The sequence below is a fragment of the Mangrovibacter phragmitis genome (genome assembly GCF_040429585.1).
Classification (GTDB): Bacteria; Pseudomonadota; Gammaproteobacteria; order Enterobacterales; family Enterobacteriaceae; genus Mangrovibacter; species Mangrovibacter phragmitis.
Genome location: NZ_CP134782.1, coordinates 167688 through 187013 on the forward strand (window position 1 = coordinate 167688; position 19326 = coordinate 187013).

General features: G+C 49.5%; 13 protein-coding genes, 1 tRNA gene and 3 pseudogenes. 11 read left to right on the plus strand and 6 right to left on the minus strand.

What is annotated here, in order from left to right; genetic code table 11:
* Positions 1-13 precede the first annotated feature (13 nt).
* The 3 genes from MPHASIOC01_RS00830 to MPHASIOC01_RS00840 are packed head-to-tail and all read left to right on the plus strand — an operon-like array spanning position 14 to position 2361.
* Entirely contained in the window at positions 14-982 is a 969-nt protein-coding gene (locus tag MPHASIOC01_RS00830; protein WP_353613746.1) for a LysR family transcriptional regulator, read from the plus strand.
* A gap of 55 nt (positions 983-1037) precedes the next feature.
* Positions 1038-1892, plus strand: a complete 855-nt coding sequence (locus MPHASIOC01_RS00835) for an AraC family transcriptional regulator (protein ID WP_353613747.1) — start codon at positions 1038-1040, stop codon at positions 1890-1892.
* Between the two features lie 58 nt (positions 1893-1950).
* Complete coding sequence (locus tag MPHASIOC01_RS00840; RefSeq protein WP_064597524.1) at positions 1951-2361, plus strand: DUF2000 domain-containing protein; 411 nt, start codon at positions 1951-1953, stop codon at positions 2359-2361.
* A gap of 26 nt (positions 2362-2387) precedes the next feature.
* Here the strand turns inward: MPHASIOC01_RS00840 and MPHASIOC01_RS00845 are convergent, their stop codons facing one another.
* The gene (locus MPHASIOC01_RS00845) at positions 2388-3425 is read right to left on the minus strand and encodes a S66 peptidase family protein (protein ID WP_353613748.1); all 1038 of its coding nucleotides are present in this window, start codon (positions 3423-3425) and stop codon (positions 2388-2390) included.
* 277 nt (positions 3426-3702) lie between these two features.
* Between MPHASIOC01_RS00845 and MPHASIOC01_RS00850 the strand changes: the two genes are divergently transcribed.
* A complete protein-coding gene (locus tag MPHASIOC01_RS00850; RefSeq protein ID WP_353613749.1) occupies positions 3703-4269 on the plus strand; it encodes a L,D-transpeptidase family protein in 567 nt (188 codons plus the stop codon).
* Positions 4270-4926: 657 nt separating this feature from the next.
* Here the strand turns inward: MPHASIOC01_RS00850 and MPHASIOC01_RS00855 are convergent.
* The 3 genes and pseudogenes from MPHASIOC01_RS00855 to MPHASIOC01_RS00865 all read right to left on the minus strand — a co-directional run.
* A pseudogene (locus tag MPHASIOC01_RS00855) lies at positions 4927-5388 on the minus strand (IS3 family transposase); the annotation flags it as partial.
* An 80-nt stretch (positions 5389-5468) separates the two neighbouring features.
* Positions 5469-6977, minus strand: a complete 1509-nt coding sequence (ltrA, locus tag MPHASIOC01_RS00860) for a group II intron reverse transcriptase/maturase (RefSeq protein ID WP_353614991.1) — start codon at positions 6975-6977, stop codon at positions 5469-5471.
* A 673-nt stretch (positions 6978-7650) separates the two neighbouring features.
* A pseudogene (locus MPHASIOC01_RS00865) lies at positions 7651-8279 on the minus strand (IS3 family transposase); the annotation flags it as partial.
* Between the two features lie 307 nt (positions 8280-8586).
* Here MPHASIOC01_RS00865 and MPHASIOC01_RS00870 point away from each other — a divergent pair.
* The 5 genes from MPHASIOC01_RS00870 (at position 8587) to MPHASIOC01_RS00890 (ending at position 14194) form a co-directional block, all read left to right on the plus strand.
* The gene (locus MPHASIOC01_RS00870) at positions 8587-9495 is read left to right on the plus strand and encodes a WYL domain-containing protein (protein WP_353613750.1); all 909 of its coding nucleotides are present in this window, start codon (positions 8587-8589) and stop codon (positions 9493-9495) included.
* A gap of 3 nt (positions 9496-9498) precedes the next feature.
* A complete protein-coding gene (locus MPHASIOC01_RS00875) occupies positions 9499-10344 on the plus strand; it encodes a hypothetical protein (protein WP_353613751.1) in 846 nt (281 codons plus the stop codon).
* Positions 10344-11795 (plus strand): hypothetical protein, encoded by a 1452-nt coding sequence (locus tag MPHASIOC01_RS00880; protein ID WP_353613752.1) that lies wholly within the window; start codon positions 10344-10346, stop codon positions 11793-11795. Before MPHASIOC01_RS00875 ends, MPHASIOC01_RS00880 begins: the two co-directional genes overlap by 1 nt.
* Before the next feature lie 29 nt (positions 11796-11824).
* Positions 11825-12742 carry a hypothetical protein gene (locus tag MPHASIOC01_RS00885; protein ID WP_353613753.1) on the plus strand — a complete coding sequence of 306 codons (918 nt, stop codon included), beginning with the start codon at positions 11825-11827 and terminating at the stop codon, positions 12740-12742.
* A 471-nt stretch (positions 12743-13213) separates the two neighbouring features.
* Positions 13214-14194: an IS5-like element IS5 family transposase gene (locus MPHASIOC01_RS00890; protein WP_000019402.1), complete on the plus strand. Its 981-nt coding sequence runs from the start codon at positions 13214-13216 to the stop codon at positions 14192-14194.
* A gap of 713 nt (positions 14195-14907) precedes the next feature.
* On the opposite strand, the pseudogene MPHASIOC01_RS00895 reads toward MPHASIOC01_RS00890, so the two are convergent.
* A pseudogene (locus MPHASIOC01_RS00895) lies at positions 14908-15048 on the minus strand (phage integrase central domain-containing protein); the annotation flags it as partial.
* Positions 15049-15164: 116 nt separating this feature from the next.
* Positions 15165-15259: transfer RNA gene (locus MPHASIOC01_RS00900), tRNA-Sec, on the minus strand.
* Between the two features lie 298 nt (positions 15260-15557).
* On the opposite strand from MPHASIOC01_RS00900, the gene MPHASIOC01_RS00905 reads away from it, so the two are divergent.
* Together MPHASIOC01_RS00905 and yicI are read left to right on the plus strand one after the other, a co-directional pair.
* Entirely contained in the window at positions 15558-16967 is a 1410-nt protein-coding gene (locus MPHASIOC01_RS00905) for a glycoside-pentoside-hexuronide family transporter (protein WP_064597556.1), read from the plus strand.
* A complete protein-coding gene (gene yicI, locus MPHASIOC01_RS00910; RefSeq protein ID WP_353613754.1) occupies positions 16964-19285 on the plus strand; it encodes an alpha-xylosidase in 2322 nt (773 codons plus the stop codon). The genes MPHASIOC01_RS00905 and yicI overlap by 4 nt, the downstream gene beginning before the upstream one ends.
* The last annotated feature ends 41 nt before the right edge of the window (positions 19286-19326 follow it).

The window sequence follows — 19326 nt, forward strand, 5'->3', positions numbered from 1 at the left end:
GGCAGGAGGACAAATGGCAGAGGCCGACCTGAACTTACTGATTGCGCTTGATGTTTTGCTGGCGGAAAAAAGCGTGGCTGCAGCGGCACGCCGCCTGGGGTTGAGTGAATCCGCTATGAGCCGTACTCTGGGAAGGTTGCGCCAGACAACAGGAGACCCATTACTGGTGCGGGCAGGCCGCCATATGGTGTTAACGCCACATGGCGAACAGTTGCTTGAGGCCGCGCCTCTGGCTGTGGCACAAGCCCGTGCATTGCTGAAACCCGCCGCCTCCGCGCTGAACCTTGCCACCCTGGAGCGGGTGTTTACGCTGCGAACTAACGACGGCTTTGCACAAGTGTTCGGCCCGGTTTTGGTGGCGGCACTGGCGCAGTCAGCCCCACACGCAGGGCTGCGTTTTGTTGCCAAACCTGAAAAGGAAGATGGCCCGCTAAGAGAGGGGCTGGTGGACCTGGAAATAGGCGTACTGAAAAATATGGGCCCGGAAATTTACCTTCAGGCGCTGTTTCAGGACAGGTTTATTGGCGTAGTGCGTGCAGGCCACCCGTTGGCACAGAGCACAATACTGACGCCACAAGCATATGCGGCATACGGGCATATCGTGGTTGCCCGCCACGGCACTGGCCGTGGGCCGGTAGATAACAAGCTGTCTTCCCTTGGGCTGGCACGCCATATAGTTGCTGTGGTGCCGGGGCTTGGTGCGGCGTTGTCCATTGCCCGGCAGTCGGATCTGGTGGCGCTGGTGCCTGCGTCGTTTTTCCTGCACCAGGCGCAGAACAGTGGTACAGGCAGTGTTCCCGGGCTTGTTGGCTTTGAGCTACCTGTGCAAACAGGCGCGATAACTGTTTCGCAAATGTGGCACCCCCGCCAGCATAATGACCCGGCTCATCGCTGGCTGCGCGAGTGCCTGCGTGAGGTGTGTACGAGGCAGTATGCTATGTTAAATGCAATGGCTGGTGTCGTTGTGGTCAACGGACAATAACCACCAGGCCTGTTTTATTCCAAAGTGGGCATGGTTATCAACCAAAGGTGTGCTAATGGGCAGTGTTAACAGCAGACACAACCAGCAGGATTGGGTGGATATTCGCCATGATGGCGAAACGGGGATTGAAACCATTCAGGCTCATTTTACAGGCCATGCCTACGATCCTCACGACCACGATGAACTTTTGTTAGGTGTAACTCAGCAGGGGTTGCAACGTTTCCAGTGTAACCGGTTTGTGCATACCAGTTGTCCTGGCCGGGCTATTCTGATTGAACCGGGCGCGATGCATGACGGCCATGCAACGCAGCCTGAAGGGTTTACTTATGTCATGATCTACCTGCCGCAACCCTGGGTTGCCACCATGATGCAACGGCGCAAAATGGGCGATATTGCTGGTGTGGGCGCTGCGTTTCGCCATACGCTCACCGATGATCCTCATCTGATAACGGCCATCAGCCAGGCCTGGTGTTCGATGCATTATGGCGAAGGCCGGTTGGCCCGTGATGAGCATCTGGATAATTTGATGACGCTGTTATCTGCGCATCTCGCCCTGCGGAAACCTTCAACCATGAATGCTTCGCTGGTACAGATGAACCGGGTCTGTGAGTATTTGCGCGAGAATATGGCTCAGGATATCGGGCTGGATACGCTTTCCCGTGAAACCGGGCTGGATCGCTTTCGTCTGAGCCGGCAATTCAAAAAGGCATTTGGTCAGTCACCTCACGCCTGGCTTGTACGCCTGCGTTTGCGTACTGCCCGGCGTATGCTGGCGCAGGGGATGACGCCGGTTCAGGTTGCTTCACTGGTTGGTTTTGCAGACCAGAGCCATCTGGGCCGGTGGTTCCAGCGTGCTTACCGGGTGTCTCCTGCGGCATATCAACGTAAGTGCACAAACGTTCTAGACTGACAGCCCCGCATTTTTCGAACATAGGCCTTCACGAAAAACAGATGGAGACCGGGGTGTAATGTTTGATACTAAAATAGCTTTTGTTGTGCGTAATGATCTGGCTGTGTGGCAGCGGTTAAATGTGGTGGCTTTTCTGGCGACGGGTATTACAAGTGCAGCGCCGGAAATTATGGGAGAAACCTATATTGATGCAAAGGGCCATCACTATGGCAATATTTCTCGCCAGCCGATGCTTATTTTCGAAGCAGATCTGGCCGCTTTACAGCGTACCCACCGTAAAGGGCTGGAGCGGGAACTCACGCTGATCCCTTATGTGCACGCTATGTTCTCAACTGGCCATGACGCTGACAACCGTGCGGTATTCCTGGCGGAAGACCCGGAGAATATGAACCTGGTTGGCATTGGGTTATTCGGGCCGAAGAAAGCTGTAGATAAAGTGATAAAAGGGCTGTCACTTCATCAAGGATAAACAGCAAAACTGACCCGCCAGTGTGGTTACAACGCCTGAACGACCTGACCCGCGTTATCCTGAAAATACACAGCCGCCAGCGCGCCGTTCACCAGGGAAAGTTGCGGTGGAATATGGCCGATATCGAGGTCATACAGCACGGGTACCGGTAAGTCGCCTAACGCTGAATTTAGCGCATCCCTTTGTGACTGGTGTTCTGGTGTGCTGGCATCAGGTGCGGCGTGCCGGCCAACTAAAACCCCTGAAACCGCATGGAACCAGCCATGCAGGCGCAGGCTGTACAATGCGCGGGTCAGCTCGCATGGGTTCATTTCCACATTTTCGATGTACAGAATGACGCCCTCTTGCTGGTGTTGTTCACAGAAGCGCGGCAGGTTACCAAACCGGGTTCCGGCCAGCCGCGCCAGCGTATCCAGGCAACCGCCTGCCAGCCTCCCGTGTATTTCCAGGTTGCCATGGAGCCCGTCCAGGCGCTTCCAGCGGGTGGGTTGGGTAAGGCGAAAACCGGTTTTCGCGTCCGGGCAGCCCAGGCAGGGGCCATCCTGATGGTATTGTGAAGCGTACTGTTCAACTTGTGAGCCACGAGGCGCTTCAAGAATCGACCATATGCCTTGCGTGGTCTGGTCAATCTGTTGCGAGCCAAGTTCCATTAAATTCGGGCCGTGCAGCGTTGCCCAGCCTGCCAGCATCGTTAAGGGAAAATGCAGTGTGCTGAGATCTGAATAGCCGCTGAACCATTTGGGTTGGGTTTGTGAGAGCAGGGTAAAATCCAGCAATTCCAGAATTTCGATTGCCAGGTCGCCTCCCCAGGGCGGCATTACAGCGTGAATATCCGGACGCGTGAGGAAGGACATTAACTCGCGAGCCCGCAAGGTTTTATCCGCGCTTTTGTTTTTGTAGCTGGTGCGTAAGCACTCCCCTTCCAGCACAGTAAAACCACGCTGCTCCAGTGCCTGTTTTGCACAATCCAGATGTGCGTGAAGGGCTGTGGGAACACCTGTTGAAGGGGCGGTAATGGCAACCGTATCACCGGGTTTTAATGGGGCAGGAAAACGCACGGGCATAATAACAACTCCTGAACAGTGAACAGCAAACCTGGCTGTCATGGGTTTATCAGCGCGAATGGCTATTAACATACCATTCATGCCGGGTTTCAGAAGCCGCAATGGGATTATCTGCCTGAATAACGCAGAAAAACCTGCCAGACAAGCGAAGCGGAAAAGGGCAGACTACCCTGGGTTTATGCTGATGGGCGCGGGCAATATAATCTGCGCCTGTGGCATTACCCAAAATACGCAACAGGATTAACGTGCTGGCTTAATGGATAACAATTGTGCGCCTATGAAATTAACACGCTTTTCTTCCCCGGCTCTCAGGCTGGGAGTGATTGCCATGGTTATCGCCATCGGCTTATTTTTCTGGACTAAAGTAATGGCTCGCTGGGGCCACGATACACCACCGGCTTATCTTCCCGCCGAACAACAGGCAGACCTGGTTGTTGTGAATAAAGCGGCGCGCAAACTCAGTTTATTGCGTGAAGGTGTGGTGATACGTGAGTATTCCGTGTCTCTGGGGCGTGGGGCTGATGACGGTGCCAAACAACGTGAGGGCGACATGAAAACCCCGGAAGGCCATTATAACGTTGACTGGCGTAATGCCCGTTCACGCTTTTCTCTCAGCCTGCATGTTTCCTGGCCGGACGCTGACGATATTCAGCGGGCCAAAAGTGCTGGTTATTCCCCTGGCCATAATATTATGATCCACGGCTTACCCAATGGCTGGGGCTGGCTGGCACCTTTATTTCGCCGTATGGACTGGACCGATGGTTGTATTGCGGTAACCAACAGTGAGATGCGCGAGATCTGGGCCAGGACACCAACAGGTACTCCGGTTATTATCGAAAAATAAATAATCAGGCGGTATTGGTTATGCCGCCTGCAGATTTTACCCAATTTCCCATTGAGTTCTTTTTATAAATAAAATAAGTAATAAATAATCTCGCTTTTGGGAGCTTCTTTTCATTAAGTTTTAGTGCTGAATAATACCTTGATGAAAAAAATGAGTGCAGCGATGTCGTTATCGGTTTGTGCGATTTTTTGTGTGAAAAAGAGTGTGGTAATGTGTTTCTCTTGCTTTACTTTCCGAAATGCGTTAACAAATTTTTTTCGCCTTATTCAGGTAGCAGCTACGCTTAATCTATTATTTTTCACCGCCAGAATAGCTTTGTCTTAGCGGTGTAAAAATGGCACTGAATCAGTAGTGAGTGAGTATGATGTAAAATAAGAAATATAACTGAATAATATAACAGGTATAAGAAAATACTATCTTTACGAGAGAGATAGTTTATTGTCAGGGTGTTTCTAATAAATATTGATAATGAATTGGGAATAAGGTTTTTTTTACTGCAAAGGTCTCATGTGGCGACAAATATAACTTGTTGCCATGGTGATGGTCTGTGCATTTTTATAACGAGTGGCGAGGTTGGGGATAATGCAATTAAAAGCAGTGAGTGGGTTATGTTTGGGGGGTGCTATTTGATCCTACCCACGAAATGTGGACACGGCCCTAAGCGAGGTTTTCGTTTTCAAATTGTTCCGGGCTGAGACCGCCACAGGCACTGTGACGACGCCACCGATTGTAATCGCACTCGATATAATTAAACACCGTCGTCCGCATTATTTCCCGACTGATAAAGCGTTCACCGTGGATGCATTCGATTTTCAGCGAGTGGAAGAAGCTTTCCGCACAAGCGTTATCGTAACAGCAGCCCTTTGCACTCATGCTACCGCGTAAGTTATGCCGCTTCAGTAGTGCCTGATAATCCGCTGAACAGTATTGCCCGCCGCGATCCGTGTGAACGATAACGTTTTTCGGGCGTTTACGCCGCCAGAGTGCCATCTGTAACGCATCACAGGCCAGTTTTGCCGTCATTCGTGAGGACATCGACCAGCCAATAACGGCACGAGACCACAGGTCAATCACCACCGCCAGATACAGCCAGCCTTCATCTGTACGTAGTAGAGTAAGAGACAGGGCGTAGTCGGACTATTTCCCTGCCTCTCCTCTCCGAACCGGACGTGCACCTTTCAGCGCATCCGGCTCTCCATTTAAACACTGGCGAACGCCATTGCCACTTCTGGATAGCGCGATGTGTATGTGTTTCTGGCTTCCGTCCTCAGGTAAGGGTTACTTTCGGGTAGTCGCCAGCGAAACAGCTTCTTGCCTTGCCCAACCATCCGGTACAGGATTTCACCACTGAGTTTGCCATGACTGGTTTTGCCAAATAAAACCCATGTTTTACTCTGACCCGGTTCCGGTGGTTTACACCACCATCTCATCAGGTATGCGATACCCTTACGGTATTTTCGGGCCAGCCAGTGAGCCAGTTTCCAGAACACCATACGGTCGATATAACTGAACATTTTGGCCTTAAAATCAACGAACTGATAGAACGCAGCCCAGCCTTTCAGTTTCCGGTTGAGTATCTCAACCATATCGATTTTGCTTTCACTGTAATTGCCTGATAACAGTGCCGTTAGTGACGCGGCGAAGTTTCTGGCTTTCTCCTTCGGGATCGTCGAGACCACCCGCATATCGCCGTAACGACTGCGTTTGCGGATGATCCTGTGTCCCAGAAAGACAAAGCCGTCATTAACATGGGTGATTTTAGTCTTGTCCATGTTCAGTCTGAGTTTCAGACTGTCTTCAAGCACACTTCGGCACTCCTCCCTGATGGTTTCCGCCTGTTCTTTGGTGCCTTTGACGATAAGCACGAAGTCATCGGCGTACCGGCAGTACGCCACGGCAGGTTTCCATTGCCAGTTTTCTCTGACGGCGGTACTTCGACCTCGCTGGATACTGTGATTCCAGTACCAGCGATCTTTTCGGGCTTTCCCGCTCAGGTAGCATTTATGCAGATACTGATCGAACTCATTCAGCATGATGTTCGACAGCAACGGCGATATTACGCCCCCTTGCGGCACGCCTTCACTGGCCGCCCGAAAGAGACCAACATCGATATGTCCCGCCTTGATGGTTTTCCACAGCAGGTCCATGAAACGTGCGTCACTAACCCTGCGACGTACGGCCTTCATCAACAATCGATGGTGTACGGTGTCAAAGTAGCTGGACAGATCACCTTCAATCACCCAGCGACCCCGTGTTTCCCCACAGTCGGTGAGTTGTAATTTCACCGTGCGTATCGCGTGGTGGACACTGCGTTCAGGCCGGAAGCCATATGAAAGCGGATGAAAATCACTCTCCCATATCGGCTCCATTGCCATCAGCATGGCCCGCTGGACAATGCGATCCCGCAACGCGGGGATACCCAGTGGTCGCAGTTTGCCGTTGCTTTTTGGGATGTAAACCCGTCTGGCTGGCAGGGGCTGGTAGTCACCTGAGAGAAGTTCATCCCTGAGCCTTTGCAGCTCAGCAGTCAGTCGGGCCTGTAGCTTTTCTTTGTTCGCCCCATCAACGCCGGGGGTATGTGCCCCCTTTGATGAAAGCGTGATCCGCGCAGCTTCAGCCAGCCATTCTGGTTGTGTTATCAGACGCAGCAGCCGTTCAATCCGTCGGGACGGATCGGTGGCTGCCCATGTGGCAAGCTTGCGTTGCATTTCGCTGATTATCAAAGGTCTTCACCTCATTAGGTCAGTTAGTTCGCTCAGCAAACACATTTAAACTGCTTCCCTTCGCCATGTAATGAGCTTTCCCCATCGCGGACTACTACGGAAGCTCCGCCAGCCAGCGCGTCATTGGAGCCATGCCTCCTTAACATCCGTCGCTGACCTTCCCCGGTTTACCTGCCTGGACTCAAGCATACTGAGGAGGCTGCCCGTCGCACTCTTTATCCTTGCTTGCCGCAAGTTGGCAGAAGTCAGCAGCGCTGAGCGTGATGGGCACTGCTGTCCTGGTGTTCTGCTTACATGTCAAAACACCGTCGACCGACACTGCGTATCTGTCATTGTCGGTGCCTTCTGCACGACCTGTCAGATCACGTAGGCCGTGGTGACATTTTCAACCCACAGAGGCGGATTAACGGGTTAATGTTCTTCAGCCTTTCAGCACTCAACCTTGAGGATCATCTCGGCTTAGTGATCTCGCCTCAATCCCCGTTGTCAGCGGGTTACATCACCCTGTGAGCATGCCACAGGTCACTGCCGCTCAGGTTCTCCACCGTCACACCCGGTGGGATTGTTAGGCTTCTCGTCATGAGTTACCGGTTCAATATTCCAGACAGACTCGTGGTCCATTTGAGCATTCCTGCTCGCCCTGAACTCCGGGCACACAGTAAGTGATGTCACCGGCCCACTTCTGGTTCGGACCGCTGGCGCTGAAGTCCTGCTTCAGCAGGTTTTCCGATACCGGCAGACCATGTTCACGGTAACTGACCGGCCTGAACTTCCGGCTGGCTTTCGCCCGTAATCCCTGACGACGCAGGCTGGCAGCGATGGTTTTAATATTGTACTCCGGCAACTCATCAGCAAGGCGTGGCGCACCATAGCGCTGTTTTGCTTCATCGAATGCGTTGCGGACAGCCTCATCACAAACGAGCCGGAACTGTTGACGCAGGTTTATCTGACAATGACGCCTGCGCCAGACATACCAGCCGCTTCGGGCAACCCGAAGCACGCGACACATGGCTTTGACGCTGAACTCAGCCTGATGCTTTCCGATGAAGACATACTTCATTTCAGGCGTTTCGCGAAGTATGTCGCGGCCTTTTGGAGAATGGCCAGTTCTTCATCGCGCTCCGCCAGTTGGCGCTTAAGGCGGGCAATTTCGACGGACATTTCCTGTTCACGTTCGGAAGATGAATGTGCATTTTTCAGCTTACTGCGCCAGTTGTAGAGCCAGGATTCATACAGGCTGAGTTCACGGGCGGCAGCAGCGACACCGATGCGCTCAGCCAGTTTCAGGAAAGGGCGTCCATCACATAACTACAAAAGCAATGAATAAATGTCATAGGTGCGGCAGGAAAAGAAATTTCAATTATTTTATTGATTATAAATGATATTTTTTAAGTTGCGATGGGCTATTTGCAGAGAATGATGAGTCTCATGTTTACCGGGTTGTATTGAGTTCATCATTAATGCATGAAATTTTTAAGAAAACTGTTTTTGTGCCGATATAGATAGAGGAAGCTCTCCATTTTTTCGTTGCTTACTGACATAACCTGTCAGTAAGCAAGATTACAATTAGAGGAAAGCTATCAAAGGAGGACGTATGAGCGGGCATGAAGTCATGGTTCAGAGAATAACCGTTATTATCTCAGAACTTTATCAGTGCGGTTTTGTGTCTCGCCAAAAGCTGATGGACGAATTCAAAGTCAGCGAACGCACCTTGTATCGGGATCTTAACCGTCTGGGCGATCGTATTATCCATAATGGCGATGGTATTTACAGACTGGCACCTGCTTATGCCAAATCTCAATCCCTAAAAGAACTGCAAAATCTCGTCCGTATTTTAGGTATGGAGGCATTATTTCCCGTAAAAAAACTCTTCTCCCAGCCTGATTTAACGTCGCTAAGTATCCGTGCTCTACCGAGTGATCCTGAGGCTCAACGAGTACTTGAGAATAACTTTAATCTGTTTGATAAAGCGATTCGCGAAAACAATATTTGCGAATTTCACTATAAAGACAAACTCCGTACCATTGCCCCTTATAAGCTCATTAACATAAAAGGTGTCTGGTATCTCGGCGCTGTGGATAGAGGAAATGTGAAGGGTTATCAGCTCAGTAAAATTCGCTGGCTGAATATTACTTCCGTACATTTTACGCCAGATCTGCACATAACCCAGTATTTTGCTGAAGAAGATGATGTCTGGTTTTCTCTGGATAAGCAGATGGTACACATAAAAGTCGCAGCTGAAGTTAGCTACTACTTTCAACGCCGACACTTATTACCTGCGCAGAAATTAATACGACAAGAATCAAACGGTGATTTGATTGTGCAAACCGAAATGGCGCACGAAAACCAGCTCTTCCCTCTTCTACGATACTGGTTACCAAATCTCATTATTATTTCCCCGACTAGCCTGCAACAACGTTTTCAGCAGCAGCTCAATCAACAGACGGCTGAAATGGAAAGAAAATGCAGCATGGCTATTTTTGACGATATGCAACAGGAGTGAAAAATGTTACGTGGCTCAGAAAGAAAAGAAGCATTAGCCAGTCTTACCAGGGCGACAAACCAATATGAAGCACAGGCAAAGGATACTCAGGATGAGATCACTGAGCTCTTTTTGCTGCGCCAAAAGTGCAGTAAAAATCTGATTACTCGTGGTGAAAGCTTTGTAAACCGACTGGTGAATAAACCCAAAGAATTTGATAAATCCTGGAGCGAACTGAAGGCGGAAATTGCTGAATTCGATAATGTCGTCGAAAAACTGGAAGAAGAATACCGAACCTCACACGTTGGAAAAGGGACCGCTGCTGCGGGAGTGGCCGTTGGAGCCGGTGTCGCAGCATTTGCCCCTACGGCAGCCTTAGCCATTGCAACGACTTTTGGTACGGCCTCAACGGGTACCGCCATTGCAACTTTAAGCGGTGCTGCGGCAACGAATGCTGCACTGGCATGGCTTGGTGGTGGTGCTCTGGCCGTTGGCGGCGGAGGCATGTCCGCTGGAGGTGCATTGCTGGCGTTAGCGGGTCCAGTCGGTTGGGGAATTGGTGCCGTAGGTATTGCGGGTGGAACCTTACTGGCTCGTCGTAAGAATGGAAAAATTATTGAAGAAGCTCAACGTGAAGATCGCCAGGTTCGCGCCAAAACCAGTGAACTGAGGGTAATGGAACTCGGAGCGCAGGAACTGAAAATGTTAACGTCGGAACATTTTCATGGCACTGAGAGCATCGTCGATACGCTTGAAAAGACCGCGCCGCGAGACTACAGCCAATTTAATGCGCATCAGAAAGATCAGCTAGGGGCGTTGATTAACCATATCAACGCGTTGTCAAAACTGATCAACAAGAAAATCCAGTAATGAACAGTGTGAATAGTCATGATACGGTAGGCGATCAAGTTATTGGCAGTGCGGTTGATGCCCTCAATCAGGCCCGCATCAAGGATGAAATGTTTAAGTTGGCGCACCAAGATCGTGCCTTTATTTTTGCGGGCGAACAGATGCAGAAAGTGCGAGATTTTATTGCGTCACCGAATAACATTCTGGGTTCGATGAGTACCAAGCACGGCGAGATTGCTGAACAACTTGAGGTGGGCGTGCGCAATGCACGCCAGGCGATCGATGAAGGATTAATTGATGAGTCGGCTTTAGGTGCAACTTTTAATGGAGTGGGTCGCACCGCCCCAGCGGACTACAAGATTGATGGTATTGAAGTTCAGTCAAAATTTATAAATGGCATTAATAACAATCTAACTCATGTTCTGAAGCACATTGAAACCTATCCCGACTTCGCAAAGAGTGAGCAGTTTTACCATATCCCGAAAGATACCTGGCAGACTATCCAGGACGTCATTGACGGGAAGCCGGTAGAGGGATTGAGCGAAAAAACATTGCAGGCAATCAAGGATAAAGTTGCCGATATTGAAAGCTCGACGGGGCGACCATTCACCGATGTCGTACACCCGGGAGTCTCCGATTACCAAGACGTTCAATGGGGAAAAATTGACGAAACACTTGATAAACATGATCAGGAATTAGGTAAGCAGAACGAGACTAAAAAAGCTGAAATTATTGAGGAGCACCAGCCTTCTCTGAACGAGGCCATGCGGGCGACAGCGCTGGGGGCAGCTTTCGGGGGGGGGGTTGCTCTCGGAACGGGAATATACCGCAAGTATCGTGACGGTAAAAATATTTTTTGTGGTGAGTTCGATGCACAAGACTGGCAGGACGTGGGGCTGGATACACTAAAAGGTGCAGCCATTGGAGGAGTATCCGCTGGAGCGATTTATACCCTAACCAACTATGCCTCAATGGGAGCACCATTCGCCAGCGCACTGGTCACCGCCGCCAAGGGGGTTGGAAGCCTTGCCTTATCTTACCAGCAGGGTGAAATAGATCTTGATGAGTTTACCGAACTCGGGCTCATTGTTTGTGCCGAGTCCGCCATTGTTGGTGCAATGACCATTGCAGGCCAAGCGTTAATACCTGTTCCTGTGCTGGGGGCTGTTATTGGCTCTATCTCTGGGAAGTTCATGGTCACCGTTGCCAAAAATCTGGACAGTAAAGCCCGCCAGGCTCTGCAAGCCAGAATGGACCATTTTACCCTTCGGCTAAATGACATTGAACAGCAGACACTCCATAGAATATTGTCAGAATTCAATGCATTAGGTGAGTTGACAGCAGCCGCTTTCAATGTTGAAAATAACCGTCAATTACTCGAAGCGAGCATAACACTCGCTCAGGCCTATGGCATACCTGATTCTGATATAATAAAGAATCATGCTGAACTTGATTTTTTCATGAACCAATAGACTACTCTTTTTAACAGGGTTTTGTGAATATGGTTAAATTGATTTTATCTTTCATTAAGATTTTCATGAGATTTATTAATTTTATTCTTTGGTGTATTTTTGGCGATACTAAAAAAAGCACAAGAATTAATGAAGATTTTCATTGTGACTATGGAAAAAATGAAAAACAGACTGTACAAACTACAAAAACATATGCTGGTGAATTTATAGCAGATCTTCACAGTAAAAAAACAGGTTATGATAAAGAATTAGATGCTTATATAGATGATATTTCAAGATATGTTGAAGGATTTGAGGCAAGGATCAATAGTTATTCTCACAAAGGTAAGGAATATTGTACTGAAAGATTGATTGCAATTGTTCATTTGTATTGTTTGAAACGTCATATAAATCCTAGAGTTGTTTTTTTCCCATTCAACCATGACGGTTATGAAGATATATTTGATAGTGATTATGTAAATAAATTAACTGCCTGGGAATCCAAGGGGGAGTTCGAGAAAAGTAGTGATTTATCTAAGGCTCAAAAGAAATTTTCATCTTGGGTGAATGAGTCTGATGATGCTCGTCGTGTTTTGGATTATATATCAAGCAGCATTAACTTTTATTTTAATTGTTCTGTGATAGGGCTTAAGAATAACGCGCTTTGTATTGATAATAATGCCATCTATATTACTAACGGGGTTCCTAATTATTCCAAGACCTATTGGTATGATGTTAAGGAGTTGTCTTTAGACCGAAAAAGTGGAGTTCTTACTATTAATGAAAATGAATCCGGAATCATTGTCAGTTCTGCTGGAAAACAACTTTTAGAACGAGCTTGTTTCTATTTTAGAGAAATAAATAATATGCCACAAAATAAAATAATATCACGACTTGATATTTCTATTGATGCTGCGTATAAGTTTAAAGAAAAATATGGTGAAGATCTGTCCAGACTTTTCGATTAAACATTTCTGACGATGAACTAAGTAAGTTGGAGGTTGATGTGTTTTTATCTAAGAAAGAATTTAGATGTATTCAATGTGAGAAAAAATATACCTTTGATCAGGCAGTTAATATCGTAAGTAAGCAAAGGTACGGAGGCGTGGCATTTCATGGAAATACAAAATTTGCAAATGCACAAGAATTACAACCAGAGATAAGTGAATGTGTTTGTCCGGAGTGTGGAAAAAAATATACAATCGAGCGTATTAGATAGATGTTTTCGCGCAAGTCAATTTTGCAAATAATAGTAACACTGAAATTTGAATAATGTTCAGTGTTACTTTTTATATGTAGGAATATATGCATGACGGCATGAAAAATATATTTATTTTTTAACCTGTATTTTACCCTCTGACATAATATTAGGGAAGGTGCGAACAAGTCCCTGATATGAGATCATGTTTGTCATCTGGAGCCATGGAACAGGGTTCATCATGAGTCATCAACTTACCTTCGCCGACAGTGAATTCAGCAGTAAGCGCCGTCAGACCAGAAAAGAGATTTTCTTGTCCCGCATGGAGCAGATTCTGCCATGGCAAAACATGGTGGAAGTCATCGAGCCGTTTTACCCCAAGGCTGGTAATGGCCGGCGACCTTATCCGCTGGAAACCATGCTACGCATTCACTGCATGCAGCATTGGTACAACCTGAGCGATGGCGCGATGGAAGATGCTCTGTACGAAATCGCCTCCATGCGTCTGTTTGCCCGGTTATCCCTGGATAGCGCCCTGCCGGACCGCACCACCATCATGAATTTCCGCCACCTGCTGGAGCAGCATCAACTGGCCCGCCAATTGTTCAAGACCATCAATCGCTGGCTGGCCGAAGCAGGCGTCATGATGACTCAAGGCACCTTGGTCGATGCCACCATCATTGAGGCACCCAGCTCGACCAAGAACAAAGAGCAGCAACGCGATCCGGAGATGCATCAGACCAAGAAAGGCAATCAGTGGCACTTTGGCATGAAGGCCCACATTGGTGTCGATGCCAAGAGTGGCCTGACCCACAGCCTGGTCACCACCGCGGCCAACGAGCATGACCTCAATCAGCTGGGTAATCTGCTGCATGGAGAGGAGCAATTTGTCTCAGCCGATGCCGGCTACCAAGGGGCGCCACAGCGCGAGGAGCTGGCCGAGGTGGATGTGGACTGGCTGATCGCCGAGCGCCCCGGCAAGGTAAGAACCTTGAAACAGCATCCACGCAAGAACAAAACGGCCATCAACATCGAATACATGAAAGCCAGCATCCGGGCCAAGGTGGAGCACCCATTTCGCATCATCAAGCGACAGTTCGGCTTCGTGAAAGCCAGATACAAGGGGTTGCTGAAAAACGATAACCAACTGGCGATGTTATTCACGCTGGCCAACCTGTTTCGGGCGGACCAAATGATACGTCAGTGGGAGAGATCTCACTAAAAACTGGGGATAACGCCTTAAATGGCGAAGAAACGGTCTAAATAGGCTGATTCAAGGCATTTACGGGAGAAAAAATCGGCTCAAACATGAAGAAATGAAATGACTGAGTCAGCCGAGAAGAATTTCCCCACTTATTCGCACCTTCCTTAGCTAATGACGTCATTTTTTTATGTAATATGGTAAATCAAAAATAGATCAATGTTGTACTGAATAATGATGTGTCACAGTAAGTTTATGGTGCTCCAGTAAAGACCTGGGTTTGGTTATCCCTTCCGTGCCTGGTGATAAAAATAAGGTCAGATGTGGTGCGCCTCCTTTTTCGAAAAGTTATGGGGGTTATTACCGTTTTATCAATATTAACATATTCATATGTGGTTTTTTCTGGCGTCGGGCATTGATGGAATCATAATGATTTAACGGTACTTAAAGGCGATAAAAAATTTTACATCTCCCCTTTCTCAGCCCGAAAATGTGGAATACCGACTATGACCCGGACGGCAAACTGGCTACGGATGAAATGATGGATAGTGGCGTGTTCTCCAGTTACTCAAATATAAACGGACGTAGAACAGGCTACTTCCGTTCATTGAATTAAAGGCCAGAAAACGTTGGCCTTTAATCATCAAATATTAGAATACAAGTATGTCAAATATATTCATCAAATACCTCTCCATCCAGACCTCCGCCTGCCGTCGCACCGAGAACAACTTCGCTTCCCATAACTCCAGAGGTTTAATCTCACTAATTGGCCGCTTGTCTATGAAGGGGAAAATTTCTTGCTCAGGCGTTTTTATGATTTATTCACGGTAGGCCACTGTCCAGCGGTCTGCTCTAGTTGTATGCCATTCACGGCTTACAGAATTTCCCGGATTTAGGGAAATCGTCTCGGACTATCCCGGACGTGATATGTGCTAATTCACTTGAAAATAAAGGATTTTTTGGAGTTATGAGGACTTGCCCGGAAGACAGATGGCGGAAGATCACAGGAGTCGAACCTGCCCAGGACCGCTGGCGGCCCCATCTGGATTTGAAGTCCAGCCGCTTCACCGGAAACGACGATCTTCCTGCATCGATTGCTACATGGATGCGCGCGCATTATAACCCTTTTAAACCCCCTGAAAATCCCCCGACGAAAATATTTTCTTCGCTGCGAACAACTTAGCGCAAACCCGCCAGAAGACAGGCCCTGCCTGGCCTGAAATAAATTGAAATCTTGCTTTCAGGTCAACAGGTTGCGCAGATCACAGAAAACAAGAAACGTAATTCCATTACCAGAAAAAACAATACAACCCCTGTCTGGAATCTTCTAAAACGGCAACAGAACACCTTACTTCTGTCTCTGTTAGCCTGAGGAAAACGCACAATGAACAGTCAGGTTTTATCTCTGAAGGAGAAATTTGGTTATGGTCTGGGTGATGCCGCCAGCCATATTGTCTTTGATAACGTCATGCTTTACATGATGTTTTTTTATACCGATATCTTTGGGCTACCAGCTGCCTTCGTTGGTACCATGTTCCTTCTGGCGCGTGCGCTGGATGCGGTATCTGACCCGTGCATGGGGCTGATAGCAGACCGCACCCGCAGCCGTTCCGGTAAGTTCCGCCCATGGATTTTATGGGGCGCATTGCCGTTTGGTATTGTCTGTGTGTTTGCCTATAGCTCACCGGATTTGTCGATGAGTGGCAAAATGATTTATGCCGCCGTGACTTACACCCTGCTCACGCTGATGTATACCGTTGTGAATATTCCTTATTGCGCACTGGGCGGGGTTATCACCAACGACCCGGACCAGCGTATTTCCCTGCAATCCTGGCGGTTTGTGCTGGCAACCGCGGGCGGCATGCTGTCTACGGTGTTAATGATGCCGCTGGTCAAACTGATTGGTGGCGACAATAAAGCGCTGGGCTTCCAGGGCGGTATTGCTGTGCTCGCTGTCGTGGCTATTTTGATGTTCCTGTTTTGTTTCTGGAGCACAAAAGAACGTGTTGAAACCCCACCGAATGCCACGCCAATGCGTGAAGACCTACGTGACATCCTGAAAAATGACCAGTGGCGCATTGTCGGTGTGCTGACCATTCTCAATATTCTTGCCGTGGCAGTACGTGGCGGGGCGATGATGTATTACGTCACCTGGATAATGGGCAAGCCCGGTGTGTTTGCCCTGTTCCTGACCACGTATTGTGTGGGCAACTTACTCGGCAGTGCTCTGGCAAAACCCCTGACCAGTTTGCTGTGCAAAGTGGAGGTGTTCTGGTTAACCAACGCGGCGCTGTGCGTGATAAGTGCGGGGATGTTTTTTGTACCGATGCATGAAACCGCGCTGATGTTCATTCTGATTGCCGTCATTGGGGTACTGCACCAGTTAGTTACCCCAATCCAGTGGGTGATGATGTCTGATACCGTTGATTACGGTGAATGGCAGAATGGTAAACGCCTGACTGGCATTAGCTTTGCCGGCACCTTGTTTGTGCTGAAGCTGGGCCTGGCGATTGGCGGTGCAATAATCGGCTGGCTGCTGGCATTTGGTGGCTACAGTGCTGGAGCCACCGCGCAAAACAGTGCCACACTTTCTATCATTATTGGCCTGTTTACCCTGGTGCCCGCAGTCTGCTACCTGATAAGCGCGGTAGTGGCAAAACGCTATTACACCCTGAAAACCCCTTTCCTGAAAAAAATACTCGCTGAACTGGCACAGAACACGCGCGATAACCAACAGCCGCTTCTGGATGTGCCGGTGTCTGAACCACACCAAGTTAAGAGGATTGAGTCATGAAAATCAGTGACGGTAACTGGCTGATTCAGCCGGGTCTTGCCCTTATTCACCCGCTACAAATGTTTGAGGCACAGCAGCAGGGCAATGAACTGGTGGTGTACGCCGCACCACGGGATGTGCGTGAGCGTGCCTGGCAACTGGATACCCCGTTGTTCACTCTGCGTTTCTTTTCACCACAAACCGGCATTATTGGTGTGCGTATTGAACACTTTCAGGGGAGCGTGGCGTGCGGCCCCGATTACCCGTTACAGGCAGACAGCTCAACGCCCGTCACCATCGAAAACAATGAAACCTGCGCCATGCTGACCAGCGGCAACCTCAGTGTGCGGGTAAGTAAAGGTGAGTTTTGGGCACTGGATTTCCTGCGTGATGGCGAACGGATCACCGGCAGCCAGGTGAAAAATAATGGCTATGTGCAGGACGCTAACAGCGGCAAAAATTACATGTTCGAACGCCTCGACCTGGGCGTCGGCGAAACGGTATACGGCCTGGGTGAACGCTTTACGGCTCTGGTGCGCAATGGGCAATCGGTAGAAACCTGGAACCGCGATGGTGGCACCAGCACAGAGCAGGCCTATAAAAATATCCCGTTCTGGCTCACCAACAAAGGCTACGGCGTTCTGGTCAACCACCCGGAAAATGTCTCGTTTGAAGTGGGTTCTGAAAAAGTCTCCAAAGTGCAGTTCAGTGTGGAAGGAGAATACCTGGAATACTTTGTGATTGACGGCCCCACACCGAAAGCGGTGCTGGACCGTTACACCCGCTTTACAGGTCGCCCGGCGCTGCCTCCGGCCTGGTCTTTTGGCCTGTGGCTCACCACGTCGTTCACCACCAATTACGATGAAGCCACCGTTAACCGTTTTATTGATGGCATGGCAGAACGCCAGTTGCCGCTGCATGTGTTCCACTTCGACTGCTTCTGGATGAAAGCATTCCAGTGGTGTGATTTTGAGTGGGATCCGGCGACATTCCCGGACCCTGAAGGCATGCTGGCCCGCCTGAAAGCGCGCGGGCTGAAAATATGCGTGTGGATCAACCCCTATATCGGCCAGAAATCGCCGCTGTTTGCCGAAGGCAAAGAGAAAGGGTATTTACTCAAACGCCCCGATGGCAGTGTGTGGCAGTGGGATAAATGGCAGCCAGGCCAGGGCATTGTAGATTTCACCAACCCGGATGCCTGCACCTGGTACGCCGGGCACCTGAAACGCCTGGTGGCAATGGGGGTGGACTGTTTCAAAACCGATTTCGGCGAGCGTATTCCGGTGGATGTCGCGTGGCATGATGGTTCCGACCCACAGAAAATGCACAATCACTACGCTTTTTTGTACAACGCCTTAGTGTGGCAGGCGCTCAAAGATACCGTGGGTGAAGAAGAGGCGGTGCTGTTTGCCCGTTCAGCCTCGGTTGGCGCGCAACAGTTCCCTGTGCACTGGGGGGGCGATTGCTACGCCAATTATGAATCTATGGCCGAAAGCCTGCGGGGCGGTTTATCGATTGGCCTGTCGGGCTTTGGGTTCTGGAGCCATGATATTGGCGGCTTTGAAAACACGGCACCGGCCGATGTCTATAAACGCTGGTGCGCGTTCGGCCTGCTTTCCAGCCACAGTCGCCTGCATGGCAGCAAGTCTTACCGCGTGCCCTGGGCTTATGATGACGAAGCCTGCGATGTGGTGCGCCATTTTACCCAGCTTAAATGCCGTTTAATGCCGTATTTATACCGCCAGGCGGTGCTGGCCCATGAATGCGGGACGCCAGTGATGCGCGCCATGATGCTGGAGTTCCCGGATGACCCGGGCTGTGATTATCTCGACCGCCAGTACATGCTGGGTGACAGTCTGTTAGTAGCGCCAGTATTCAGTGAGCAGGGCGATGTAGCATTTTACCTGCCAGCAGGGCGCTGGACCCATTTATGGCATAACGATGAACTGGCTGGTGGCTGGCATAAACAGCGCCATGACGTTATGAGCCTGCCGGTGTATGTGCGTGATAATACGTTACTGGCACTGGGTAATAACGACCAGAAGCCGGATTATGCCTGGCATGAAGGCACGGCATTCCAGTTATTTAACCTGGATGACGGGCGTGAGGCTGTGTGTGAAGTGCCTGCTCAGGATGGTAGCACTCTGTTTACCCTGCGGGTAAAACGTGAAGGCGGCACGCTACAGGTGCATGGCGAAGGGGATGCCCGTAACTGGCACCTTTGCCTGCGCAATATTCACCAGGTAAAAGCAGTGCAACAAGGGGAAAGCCAGAACAGTGAATGGGGGCTTGTGGTTCGCCCGGTTTCTGGGGCGTCATCACTGGTGGTGCATTATTGAGTTGCGGTTTGAGTGATACAAAACGCCCGGGTATATTGCCC